The sequence below is a fragment of the Chryseobacterium mulctrae genome (genome assembly GCF_006175945.1).
Taxonomy (GTDB): domain Bacteria; phylum Bacteroidota; class Bacteroidia; order Flavobacteriales; family Weeksellaceae; genus Chryseobacterium; species Chryseobacterium mulctrae.
This window is the reverse complement of record NZ_VAJL01000001.1, coordinates 395,623-409,155: the sequence shown is the minus strand read 5'-3', so window position 1 is coordinate 409,155 and position 13,533 is coordinate 395,623. Positions and strand designations below refer to the sequence as shown.

The following is a 13,533-nucleotide window of genomic DNA, read 5'->3' as shown; positions in this document are numbered from 1 at the left end:
GAGCAATATCAAGCCTAAACAAACTTTCTTAAATTTATCCCGTTTCTGAGAGTCTCCCTACTTTGAGCAAAAAAACAATACTAAATGAAAGAAGGCTATATAAAAAATTCACGAGCAAAAATATTTTAGATGCAGTACAAACAGAACCTGAAAGTAGAAGAGAGTGGATGCTTGATTTATTTAAAAAAGCTACAGAAACCCATAGTAGAAATAAGAACTATCAGTTTTGGAAATATGGAAATCATGCAGAAGAAATATACCCACATTGCCATACAAATCCTTTCGTGTGGCTTTTCATTTTCACCTTCTCAAAAAAATTATCTATATAAAACATAATTGATGAGTCATAAATATAAGTTCCACAATTCTAAAAGATTATATTTAATAAGTTTTGCTATTGTAAACTGTATTCAATAAAACTCATTATCTTTATACATGATATCAAGGATTTAAATACACCTTATTAAATTTAAAAACCATGAAAAAAACACTATTCATTTGTTCACTTTTGTTCAGTCTTTCCATTGTAAATGCGCAAACTATAGAATCGGGAAGTCGCAGTACTACAGGTTATATCAAAAGTGGTGGTACGATTGAAAACAGCAGCCATTCTACTGTTGGTTACATTAAAAATGACGGCACAATTGAAAATAAAAGCCGAAGTACGATCGGTTATATCAAAGGCGATGGTATCATCGAAAACAAAAGCCGTTCTACGGTAGGTTACGTTAAAAAAGATGGAACAGTAGAAAACAGCAGTCGCTCAACAATAGGTTATATCAAAGATGATGGAACGGTAGAAAACAGCAGTCACAGTACGATTGGCTATGCAAGAGGAATTAAAAAAGAATGGGCAGCGGTGACTTTTTTCTTCTTTAAATTAGATTAAAAATAATATTATCCCATTTGAGGATATCTATTAAAAAAATTAAGGCTCGGATTTTATAATCTGAGCCTTAATTTTTTATAAACATGAATGACTAAATATAATATTCTAATTTGAGATAGATATCTTCATTTCTATAAGTTTTCTAAGGTACTGCAACTACTAATTTTACAGGGTGAAAAACTTGCGCAAAAATAAAAAAAACATGAATTTTTCAGTGTTGGAATTTGTGTGGGTAATTGTTTGATTATTAAATAAATAGGAGTTACTGCAACTACAGGATAGCGAGGGCGAAAAACTTTCATAAGAATAGAAAAAAGATGAATTTTGAACTTTAAATCATAAAGAAAATTAGCTCCGGAAAACAAGCATATTAAAAACATAAATCATAAAAAAACTTAAAATGTCATGGGAGAAAAAAATAAATTCACGCAAAGAGAGGAGCTGAAAACCTATTTTGAAACAGGTAAATATCCCACACAAACTCAATTTAGCAGATTCATCGATAATTATGTGCACTTAAATGAATTTAATTTCGGATTGGATGTAAAAGCGTCGGGAAATAGTAAGAAAAAATTCTATCATTTCTATATATCTGAAGATATCGAAAAATCAGGCAGAGGACATATAAACATCGAAGATCTAGAAGAAAAAGAACCAAAACAAATAGATAAATATGTACATGTTTTAAGTAGAAATGTTGTTTATAAATGTTTAAACGTAAAATTATTAACTGAATTAGATCTAGATAAATATCAACCTAAGATTATCATAAAACGTTACAAACAACAAAAAACACTTAAAAGCGGTTATGAAAAAAGCGCAGGATTCTATCAGGAGCTTCCTTTGGATGCAGAATCTTGGGGCAGACAATCTGAATATCCTGTAACGTCTAATGAAATGGTTATAGACCTTAATCCTATTAATTATTTCAAACCAAATGCAGATTACAAAGAGTTTTCTCCATCAGGAACATTTACCAGATCTGGTTCGTTTAAATATTCATCACATCATAGAAAACCATTTTCTCTTATTCAGATGCTTTTAGAAATTGATGTTAATGGAACAAAATTGAGATCGCAACCCGTTGATATAAAAATTATTCTGGGACGAGACGAGAATGATTCAATCAATTATATCATTAATTCATAAAAAAATATAATCTCAATCGCATAAGATTTTCAAAACAAATGTTTTGGCATTTTAGGTAAGAGTCTGGAATGTGAAATACTTTTCAAGTGAAGTTTATTTTTATTCACAAATCAAAGAAGAGTAAATTTTGTTTATCAAAAATAAAAACAAAAAACCAATGAAAAATGAGATGTTACAAAAGTTATTTTTATTAATAGGTGGGCAACTTTTCGGTTGAGGTTTATTGAAGAAAACCACAAATAATGTGGAAACATCAATAAAAATACCTCAATTAAGTAAGATGCTCTATAAAGGGAAGCCTTTTGCTCTTGAAATATTGGAATTTTCTGATGCACGATCACCAGAATTTCATCCAGGAGGCAGAATAATGGATTTGGTTTTAAGATCTGTTATTTTCTTTCAAGAGTAAAGAATGATTTCGTGAAAACGGAAGATTTATTCTTTAAAAAGTAGGAATTCCAGTAAGTGAAAGACTTTCTAAAAAGACTGCTTCGGCAGTTTAGGTAAGACTTTCTAATATGAATTGCATTTACTTTTAGTGGCTAATTAGTAAATGTTTTTAAAAATTAAAAAGGTCAAAATAGGATTAATCAACAAATTAAAAGAGCTAAGATAAAGAATTTATTTAAAGAGATGAAGAAGAGTAAATTTTGAATTTTAAAAAATTAAAAAGACTAAAAAACCAATGAAACCAGAACAAATACAAAAATTATTTATTCATTTAGAAGAGGTTATTACATGGCGTATCAACAATGCTTCAGAAGATTTTAATACCGGAGCTCCCGAATTTAAAGCTAACGACCATGAAGGCTTTCAATTAGGAGATTATATTTCAGCGAAAGCGCTTACACACCAGGAAGTTGTGATTCTTTTAATGGCTTTATTACCACGATTAGATCCGTCATTGCTGAAACGCATATTTTTAGAATTTCCAAATAGTACGCTGTTTGATTATTGTTCGAGCAGTGATAATGGCAGACTTTTTAATCCTACCATTCAGGCTGTTCAATATATTTTGGGGGGAGAAAATATTTCAGAACGATTGAAAGTGCTGGATTATTTCAGTCCAAAATCGGTTTTAATTAAAGAAGAACTTATTGCATTTTCAAGTTCAGCTCATGAGCATGCACCAATGAATAGCCAGTTAAGTGTTCATCAGGAAGCTTTTAATACTTTAATATTCGGAGTAGAATTATTGCCAAAAATGAGCAACGATTTCCCGGCAGAATTATTACACACCGATAGATCATGGAATGATTTAATACTTCCTCAAATCACGTTAAACGAACTTCAAACTATTGAAGACTGGTACAACAGCAGCCAAATCTTGATGGAAGATTGGAACATGCAGAAAAAACTCAAACCGGGTTTCAGAGTGTTATTTTACGGAGAACCGGGAACCGGAAAAACTCTTGCAGCGAGCCTTTTAGGAAAATATACGGAGCGTCCTGTTTTCAGGGTTGATGTTTCTATGTTGGTCTCAAAATATATCGGAGAAACTGAAAAACAATTGGCTAAATTATTCGATAAAGCAGAAAATAAAAACTGGATACTGTTTTTTGATGAAGCAGATGCTATTTTCGGAAAACGAACTTCTGTAAAAGATGCTCATGATAAATATGCGAACCAGGAGGTTTCTTATTTGTTACAGCGAATAGAAACGTTTTCAGGGCTTATTATTTTGGCATCCAACTTTAAAAATAATATGGATAAAGCTTTTACGCGACGTTTTCATAGCTGTATTAAATTTAATAATCCAAAACATGAAGAGCGTTTGCGTATCTGGCAACAAAATTTACCACAACAGTTACAGCTTGAAGAGATCAATTTGAACCAAATTGCTAAACGGTACGAACTTACCGGTTCTAATATTATGAACATCATACAAGATGTGAGTTTAAAAACGATCGCATCCAAAGCTCCTGATTACAAAGTAAGCGTAGAGATGCTTTTAGAAAGTATCAAAAAAGAATACGTTAAAGAAGATAAAATATTTACGTAAAATAAGCTGGAAGCTGGAAGATCGAGGTTGGATGGTTTTAGTCTATAATTTGCAGAGATTTTAATAAATTGAATGAAGTCATTATTCTTAAAAAAATAAAAAGCAGGGAAAATTTGTTTTTTATAAACACAATAAGTCCTCTCTTCTAGCTTCCTGATCTAATAATTTCAAAAAAATAAAGCTTATGAAAGCAAAAATTCTGCTGCTGATTTTATTCAGTGGCCTCATATTGTGTTGCCGAAGTAAACATAAAATGACAACGACTTATCAAACAAACAAAAAAGAAACGGAACAAGTAAAAGTAGATTCTGTTAATGTAAAAAATATACAATCCGCTCAAAATACCTCTGTTGATGCATTGTTAAAAGAAAAGAAAAACGAAACATCCGGGGAAATATTGATTACAGGAAAATCTGATCTATCCAATCCTTTTGTTTTTCATAATGTAGTTGGAAAAGACACCATTCAAAGCATTTCGATCATTGGAAATGCAGAATACTCGATCAACAATCATTATACAAAGGTTGACAATAAAAAATCGGAGGTCAGAAAAGAAAAATTTACCAATATTATTCAGGATTTGGCTCATAATACTGTTTCAAAGGAAAAAACAAAAGAAGCTGATTCTGCAGTTTTTGAAGAAACAAAAACAATAAAAGCGAATGGTCCTCAAGCCGGAACCTGGATTGTCATTACAATCGTTATCTTTTTTTTAATCTTCATCTTTTTCATCTATAAATATTTTAAAAAATGACAGCATTCGAACTATCAAAAAAATACAAATCGTTGTTGGATAAAAAAGGAATTAATACTCCGATTAGACTTGCTCACTTTTTTGCTCAATTAGATCATGAATCTAACTTGATTCCTAAAAGAGAAAGTCTTTATTACACAACTATTGAAAATGCAAGAGCAACATTTAAAACGCCATTCAAAGGAAAGACAGATGTATTTGTGAATTCATATCTGAAGAATTCCATTAAGATGGCAAATTATGTTTATGCTAACCGAATGGGAAATGGTAATGAAGCAAGCGGTGATGGATATAAAAATAGAGGTGGAGGATATATGCAACATACTGGGGCAGATGAAATGAAAACCTTAAAAGCCAGAACAGGAATAGATTTCGTTTCAAATCCAGATTTACTAAAAGAAGAGGCAAACGCAATGATAGCTGCGATCGATTTTTGGAATCGTAGAGGTTTAAGTAATTTTGCTGACAAAGATGATCTAGATGGAATAAGTGACCTTATAAATATTGGTAGACTTACAGTAACTTATGGAGATGGTAATGGATTTAAGAAACGTAAAGAAAAATTGAATTATTACAAAACTGTTTTTGCATATAAGTAAATGAATTAAAAGCTAATTACTCTTTATTTCAATAATGTATTTTTGAAAAAAAAAATGATCAGCAAGGGGTAAAAACGCTTCAAAAAACAAAAATTAGCAATAGCCATGTAACACACATGGCTATTGTTGAGTTCTGCTAAGTCAGAATTTACAGGAAAACCGTTTTTTAATTTATTTTCAATACGGGATTCGAATAAACTGGCTGAAAACAGGGATGTTGTACAATGATATTTTTTTCACATCTTTGTCTTTTGTATGGATAGAATCCAAAAGAGCAAAACAATGAAGAAAACCATTTTAATTTTTCTATCCTTCGCAGTGATCACTTCCTGTAAAGATAAGGCACAGGACGCACCAAAAAAATCATTACAGCATCAGAAGGAAGTTCAATCCGATAACAAACCAGCAGATCAGGAACTGAATCCGACTGAAGAAACCACTGAACATGTTAAAATTCTTTTACCTAAAGAATACCGCGGTCTGGGAAAGGAAAATGAAGTAAATGAACTCACTAATAATTGGCTGGATTTGTACCAGAAAAACGGGAAATATTATGTAGGTAAAGCTGATTATGCCATTACAAGAGGATATTCCGAATGTTCAGGAGATTCTACCAGGATTATTAATTCTAAAAACAATACCATTGTACTGATTGGGAATTCACGATTGACAATGGGTGAAGTAAAAACTGTTAAGATTGAGAAAAATAAAATCTGGCCAAAAGAAAAATTAAAATTTCACTTTGGAAATGAAGAGTACACATTGCGTGCGGAAGGAAAAGTACTTTCATCCGAAAAAGTACACACGGATGAAGGGGAGGAACTCTATCAGAATGTAAAAGATTATAAGCTTTACCTGTCAGCCAATGATGCTCCGGAAAACTTATTTTTAGAAGAAGAATCCTTTAATGATACTTTTGTAGAACTTCTTTTCATAGGAGATATTGACCGGGATGGAAAACCTGACTTTATTTTTGGTGCCAACAGAGATTATGAAGAAGACCGGGTGATCTTATACCTTTCTTCTCAGGCAAAAAAAGGAAAGCTCATTAAAAAAGCAGCTGAAATTGCCATTCAGTTTGATTGCTAAAACCACGATTATATCTCAATTTCATAGGATTTGAGACCTCATTTTTTAAAATAAGATCTGTAATGCGCGTGCATACTTTTCCCTGTTGCACTTATTATTTCGAAACTATAATAACACAAATTAGCTGAAAGCAGGGATTTTCTGCGATTGCGATTTTGCAGATCTTTGTTTCAGTCATTTCAGTACAAAAAACACAATGATGCAAATTATGATCAAAGCTGTTCTGTATGGCTTTTGTATCTGCTTAAATCTTTAAACACATGAAAAAATTATTTACGTCAGCGGTTTTCGCCCTGATCATAAGCATCCACGTAAATGCACAGGAAAAAATTTATTTTGATGAGAACTGGGAAAAAACCACTCAGGCTAAAATGGAATTTTACCGTGAAACGGAAAACAAAGGCAAGCTTACTTTAATCAGAGACTTTTATAAAAACGGAACCCTTCAGATGGAAGGTCTTGTTTCGGATGCTACGCCGGGCAGTGAGGTGTATGAAGGTAAAATTACCTGGTACAATGCAGAAGGTAAAGTCTTGAGTACAGGAACCTACTCCGCGGGGAAGCAAATTGGACCCGCTAAAACTTTTGATGAGCAGGGAAGACCTCTGGAAGATGTGGTGTATAGAGCGGACGGTACTTTTACAGGCAAAATACACACCTATAAAAATCCGGATGAAATGTCTTATCATAATAGTATAACAACGTATGAAACTCCTGAAAGCTTCAAATCGGTGGTGTATGATGAAGATATCAAAGGAATTCGCTATGAGATCGTAAGTGATGGTAATGAACTGTATGAGACTAAATATTATGGCGAAAAAGGAAAATATATCGGCACGAATCGCTCCGGCGATTCCAGCGATAAGATGACCGTAGAGTATTATCAGGATCCGATGAAGGTCTCCAAAATAGAAAAGCAAAATAAAGACGGAAAGGTCACAGAAAGCACCATCTATACTCCGGAAGGAGGAATTTTGCAGGAAGAAAAGAAAAATAAAAAAGGCGGCTATCAGAAAACATATGACAAAACAGGTAAGCAGATTGGCAGTCTTACCTACGTCTATAATAAAGAAATAGACTATTACATGCCGCAGGACGGGGAAGAGTATCAGTTTAATTATGAGTTTTCCGCATTCACGGCTGTGAATGTTTATCAAAACGGTTCAGCGGTCCTGAATAAATATTTCGATGAAAATGGGAAATTATCTTCCGAGCAGGTGTTAAAAGATGAGCTGACCCAGGAGATCAGATACTATTATCCGGACGGAAAATCCAAAGGAACCGTGACGTATAAAGATGATATGCCTTATAACGGTACGCTGTACGAAGGATTGATTGAACAGCATTATAAAGACGGCGTTTTAGTATATTCTAAGTCGTTAAGACTGGACGAAACATTAAAAACGGAAACAAAAATCAATGCAGATCAAACGGTATACAATTCTACTATTTATGATGAGAAGGGAGCTGTTGCGTATACCTACACCCATCCGGTAGAGCAGCAGGGTGATGGTTTCACTGCACAGATCATACAGTATGCTAAAGGAAAACCCGCCAATAAAGCGGTTGTAAAAGACGGCTTCCTTGAAAGCGGAAAACTTAAATGCAAATCCGAATCCGGGGTAAAAGAACTGGAGCGAAGTGGAAAATGGGTTATCGTAAAAATGTATGATACGGAAGGAAAGCTGATTCAGGATTCTAAAATACTTGCAGAAACGCAGGAGCCGGATGCTTACAATGCAGTCAATAGACAGATTACAGAAGCTGATCTTCAGTACGAATTTTATGAATCGATATAAATATCTTATTGATAACTAATTGTAAAAAACAGAGTTATCCATAAATTCTGTAATTTTTGAAGTCATGTCCGAACTCTTCTCACCATGATAAATAAGAAATCTTTAATCTTATCTCTTTTAAGGGTATTGAAAGAATATGATTATACTTGGTGGATTGGGTGTTCGGTCATTGGACAGTGTAGCAGGATGACCATTTTAATTCAGTTGATATTATTGGTCTGATGTTATTCTAGAAAGTCTCAAGTTATAGCTACAAGAAGAAGCTATAAGAAAAGAAAGTTAACAAGGATAAATCCATAATTTCGGTTTGTAATATAAATTCATTTTTATTTAGAGAATTCCTAAAAGTAAAGTAATAAAAAACTTTAGCTTATATAAACTATTTTTCTATTTTTGCTAAGTGAAACTTTTAAGATTTATATTGACAATTTATTTCATTGCACTGCTGATTATGCCGTGCAGTGATGTCAAAGCTAAATCTGTAAAAGATAATCATACCCAAATTTCACTCAATACTGAGAATTCTCATTCTCATAATATAGATGATGGCTGTTCTCCTTTCTGCTTTTGCAGCTGTTGCCAGATTACAGTAACTGCATTTAAAATGGAACCTTTTTTAGACGTTCCTTTACAGGTAAAAGCCTATTTTTCAAAGAAAATTCTTTTTCATAGAAACAACATTGCCTATCAGGTTTATGACCATATTTGGCAACCTCCCAAAATTTAATTTTTAACGATCAGATGAAAGAATTCTTTCATCAAAACCTTTAGGAAAACTTTGTAATATGATTGCAGGGTATTCTTAGTCATTTTTGCATTTCAGGAATGCATCAATTATTTGATGCAAGAAAGAGATTGCAGATCAATAAAAATTAAATAAAATTCTATGTTAGATAAAATCATAAAATTTAGCATCAAAAACAAGATTGTCGTTGGGATAATGACTTTGTTGTTGATAATTTGGGGCGTGTGGAGCGCAACCAGATTACCGATTGATGCTGTACCCGATATTACCAATAATCAGGTGCAAATAATCACGGTTTGTCCTACGCTTGCAGGTCAGGAAGTAGAGCAGCTGGTTACTTTACCCATTGAACAAAGCATTGCCAACATTCCGGATATCGAGGAAACGAGAAGTATTTCCAGATTTGGATTATCTGTAATAACCGTTGTTTTCAAAGAAGATGTTGATGTGTATTTTGCGCGACAACTTATCAGTGAAAAATTAAAAGAAGCTGCAGAAGAAATTCCAAAAGGCATCGAAACTCCTGAATTGGCTCCTGTAAGTACCGGTTTGGGTGAGGTTTACCAATATATTCTGCATCCTAAAAAGGGAAGTGAAAACAAATATTCTTCTCAAGAACTGCGAACAATGCAGGACTGGATTGTAAGAAGACAGCTTAATGGCACACCGGGAATTGCAGAAGTCAATAGTTTTGGCGGTGAGTTGAAGCAATATGAAGTAGCTATTGACCCTAACCGACTGAAAGCGATGGGCGTAAGTGTGACTGATATTTTCACTTCATTAGAGAAAAACAATCAGAATACAGGAGGAGCTTATATCGATAAAAAACCGAATGCCTATTTCATCCGTGGAATTGGGGTTGTAACTTCTTTGGAAGATATAAAAAACATTGCGGTAAAGAACAACACAGGGAGTGTTCCGATTTTTATAAAAGATGTTGCCGATGTAAGATTGGGAAGCGCAGTACGTTATGGAGCAATGACGTTCGACGGAAAAGTTGACGCAGTAGGCGGTATTGTAATGATGCTTAAAGGAGCCAACAGTAATGAAGTGGTGAATTTGGTAAAAGAAAAAATTCCGACAATTCAAAAATCTTTACCCAAAGATGTCGTTATCGAACCATTTTTAGACAGAACAGATTTGGTGGGAAGAGCCATCAATACTGTCGAAAAAAACCTGATAGAAGGTGCATTGATTGTCATTTTTGTTCTTGTGCTATTTCTTGGAAATTTCAGAGCCGGATTAATCGTTGCTTCTGCAATTCCATTAGCATTGCTTTTTGCATTGGTAATGATGAATGTTTTTGGCGTAAGTGCAAACCTGATGAGCCTTGGAGCTATCGACTTTGGGCTGATTGTAGACGGTGCAGTCATCATTGTAGAAGCTACCCTTCATCATTTAGGACTCAGAAAATCGACTCAGAAATTAACGCAAGCTGAAATGGATGAAGAAGTTTTTCTTTCTGCTTCAAAAATCAGAAACAGCGCAGCGTTTGGTGAAATCATTATTCTCATCGTTTATATTCCTATCTTAACTTTGGTTGGAGTAGAAGGTAAAATGTTTACACCGATGGCTAAAACAGTAGGTTTTGCAATTTTAGGAGCTTTGATTTTATCATTGACTTACATCCCGATGATGAGTGCCTTATTTTTATCTAAAAAACCTTCCACAAAAGACAATTTTTCAGATAAGATGATGCGCAGGTTGCAGAATATTTATCAGCCTTTATTACAGAAAGCACTTCGTTTAAAATATGTTTTAGTTTCGGCTACAGTCGCATTATTTGCGGTCAGTATTTTGATATTCAGCAGAATGGGAGGTGAGTTTATCCCACAATTGCAGGAAGGAGATTTTGCATTTCACTGTATTTTGCCACAGGGAAGTTCGCTTACGCAAAGTGTAGAAACATCGATGCAGGCATCAAGAATTATAAAGCAGTTTGATGAAGTGAAAATGGTTGTAGGAAAAACAGGTTCCGCCGAAGTTCCTACCGACCCGATGCCGCCGGAAGCAACGGATATGATTATTGTTTTGAAACCACAAAAAGAATGGAAAACAAAAAAATCTTATGATGAATTGGCAGACGAAATCTCTGAAAAACTGGAAAATATTCCCGGTGTTTTCTTTGAGAAAAATCAACCGATACAAATGCGTTTCAATGAATTGATGACCGGAATTCGTCAGGATGTTGCGGTGAAAATTTTTGGTGAAAACCTAGATTCTCTTGCGATTTATGCGAATAAGGTCAATAATGTAATTCAATCGGTGGATGGTGTCACACAACCACAGATTGAACGCGTTAGTGGACTTCCACAAATCAACGTAGAATACGACAGAACAAGAATGGCGAACTACGGATTGAATATTGAAGACGTGAATAACACATTAAGTACGGCTTTTGCTGGTAAAAGCGCAGGTCTGGTTTTTGAAAATGAAAGACGTTTTGATTTAGTTGTTCGTTTAGACAGCCTTCACAGAACCAATATTGATGATGTGAATAATCTGATGATTTCCACCAATTCAGGAAATCAGATTCCGCTTTCGCAGGTTGCTAATATCAGTTACAAACTCGGTCCTGCGCAGATAAGTCGTGAAGAAGGAAAACGTAGAATTGTAATCGGTTTTAATGTGAAAAACCGAGATGTGGAAAGTGTGGTGAAAGATATTCAGGCAAAACTGGATGATAAAGTAAAGCTTCCTTCGGGGTATTACTTTACTTATGGCGGACAATTCGAAAATTTGCAGGCTGCAAGTAAACGATTAATGATTGCTGTTCCGGTTTCTCTTTTATTAATTTTTATGCTGCTTTATTTTACATTTAAATCTTTAAAGCAAGCCGCCCTGATTTTTACAGCGATTCCGATGAGTGCGATTGGTGGCGTTTTCGCATTGATTATTCGGGATATGCCGTTCAGTATCAGTGCAGGAATTGGTTTTATTGCTTTGTTTGGAGTTGCTGTTTTAAACGGAATTGTTTTGATTGGAACTTTCAATCAATTAGAAAAAGATGGCGAAACCGATATTATGAAGCGTGTTTTTGAAGGAACTAAAACAAGGCTTCGTCCGGTTTTGATGACGGCAGCAGTTGCGTCTTTAGGATTTCTTCCGATGGCGATTTCCACAGGAGCAGGAGCAGAAGTTCAGAAACCTTTAGCAACCGTTGTGATTGGCGGATTGATAACGGCAACTTTCCTTACTTTATTCGTTTTACCAATGCTTTACATTATTTTCAGTACAAAATTCAAAATAAAGAATATCAAAATAAAGCCTTTAACGACGGTTATTATTTTAGGTTTTTTATTATTTGGACAAACAATGACCGCTCAAACGACAAAAACTCTGTCAGTAGAAGAGGCAACAGAAATAGCGCTGAATAATAACTATTCAATAAAATCTAAAGACTTAGATGTTAAAGTTTCTGAAAGCCTGAAACCAACGGCAAATGAACTTCCGAAAATGAGCTTCAATGCACAATTGGGGCAATACAACAGTCCGAAATTTGACCAGTCGTTTTCCATTTCGCAAAGTATTCCTTTTCCTACTTTATTTAAAGCGAGAAAAGAACTCATTGCACAGGAAATAAAAGGAAAACAAATCAATAAAGAAATTACGGTTAATGAATTGGCGAAACAAGTAAGAACGTATTTTTATCAAATTGAATATCTGCATTATAATCAAAATAAACTGTTGAAACTGGATAGTCTTTATCAGGATTTTATCAGGATTGCAACCGTAAGATTTAATGCAGGTGACATCAAAAAAATAGAAATAAGTACAGCTGAAACCCAGAAAGGGGAAATCAATTTATTATTAAATCAGAATAAAATCTATCTTAATAATGCCTACAAAAACCTGAAAACCCTTCTGAATACAGATGATGATATTCAGATTTCTTTCAATAAAAATTATGAACCTTTGAAAGCAGAATATGTTCTGGACAGCACAGCTATTGCCAATCATCCGACTGTAAAAGCTTTTTATCAGGAAATGGAAATTGCCGATAAGAATAAAAATGTTGAAAAGTCACAAGGTTTGCCTGAATTTACTTTAGGCTATACCAATCAGTCGATTATAGGTTTTCATACGTTGAATGGTCAGGAAAAATATTATGATGCAGGAAACCGCTTCAGTGTTGCAAGTATCGGAGTTGCAATTCCGTTGACTTTTGGAGCGACCAAAGCACGAATTCAGTCTTTGGAATATCAAAAACAAATAGCAGAATCGAATGCCAAACAACAGCAAAAACAATTGACCGCTCAGTTGGAAAATGCATTAAACCAATATCAGCAAGACATTCAGCAATATCAATATTACGTTGACCAGGCTTTACCCAATGCCGAAAAAATCGTTAAGGCAGGAAAACTTGGTTATAAAACCGGAGAAATCTCTTATGTTGAATATTTATTTGCTTTGCAAACCGCCACTAATATTCAGCTGAAATATCTGGAGTCTATACAACAGGTCAATCAGTCTGTAATCATCATTAATTCTTTAATCAACAAATAAA

10 protein-coding genes are annotated in these 13,533 nt (G+C 34.1%); all 10 read left to right on the top strand.

Annotated elements, in window-relative coordinates:
* Nucleotides 1–129: 129 nt before the first annotated feature.
* The 10 genes from FDY99_RS23605 (at nt 130) to FDY99_RS01655 (ending at nt 13,532) form a co-directional block, all read left to right on the top strand.
* Nucleotides 130–336, top strand: a complete 207-nt coding sequence (locus tag FDY99_RS23605; protein WP_162304128.1) for a hypothetical protein — start codon at nt 130–132, stop codon at nt 334–336.
* Nucleotides 337–478: 142 nt separating this feature from the next.
* On the top strand, nt 479–889 hold the full coding sequence (locus FDY99_RS01695) for a 5-fold beta-flower protein (protein WP_139418826.1): 411 nt from the start codon (nt 479–481) through the stop codon (nt 887–889).
* A 405-nt stretch (nt 890–1,294) separates the two neighbouring features.
* A complete protein-coding gene (locus FDY99_RS01690) occupies nt 1,295–2,038 on the top strand; it encodes a hypothetical protein (protein ID WP_139418825.1) in 744 nt (247 codons plus the stop codon).
* 685 nt (nt 2,039–2,723) lie between these two features.
* Complete coding sequence (locus tag FDY99_RS01685; RefSeq protein WP_139418824.1) at nt 2,724–4,040, top strand: ATP-binding protein; 1,317 nt, start codon at nt 2,724–2,726, stop codon at nt 4,038–4,040.
* Nucleotides 4,041–4,293: 253 nt separating this feature from the next.
* Complete coding sequence (locus tag FDY99_RS01680; protein WP_228448719.1) at nt 4,294–4,794, top strand: hypothetical protein; 501 nt, start codon at nt 4,294–4,296, stop codon at nt 4,792–4,794.
* Nucleotides 4,791–5,393: a glycoside hydrolase family 19 protein gene (locus FDY99_RS01675; RefSeq protein WP_139418822.1), complete on the top strand. Its 603-nt coding sequence runs from the start codon at nt 4,791–4,793 to the stop codon at nt 5,391–5,393. Before FDY99_RS01680 ends, FDY99_RS01675 begins: the two co-directional genes overlap by 4 nt.
* A 282-nt stretch (nt 5,394–5,675) precedes the next feature.
* The gene (locus FDY99_RS01670; RefSeq protein ID WP_139418821.1) at nt 5,676–6,482 is read left to right on the top strand and encodes a hypothetical protein; all 807 of its coding nucleotides are present in this window, start codon (nt 5,676–5,678) and stop codon (nt 6,480–6,482) included.
* A 260-nt stretch (nt 6,483–6,742) separates the two neighbouring features.
* Entirely contained in the window at nt 6,743–8,281 is a 1,539-nt protein-coding gene (locus FDY99_RS01665; protein ID WP_139418820.1) for a membrane-binding protein, read from the top strand.
* Between the two features lie 400 nt (nt 8,282–8,681).
* Nucleotides 8,682–9,008, top strand: coding sequence for a DUF6660 family protein (locus FDY99_RS01660; RefSeq protein WP_139418819.1), 327 nt, complete (start codon nt 8,682–8,684; stop codon nt 9,006–9,008).
* A gap of 159 nt (nt 9,009–9,167) precedes the next feature.
* Nucleotides 9,168–13,532 (top strand): CusA/CzcA family heavy metal efflux RND transporter, encoded by a 4,365-nt coding sequence (locus FDY99_RS01655; protein ID WP_139418818.1) that lies wholly within the window; start codon nt 9,168–9,170, stop codon nt 13,530–13,532.
* Nucleotide 13,533 lies beyond the last annotated feature (1 nt).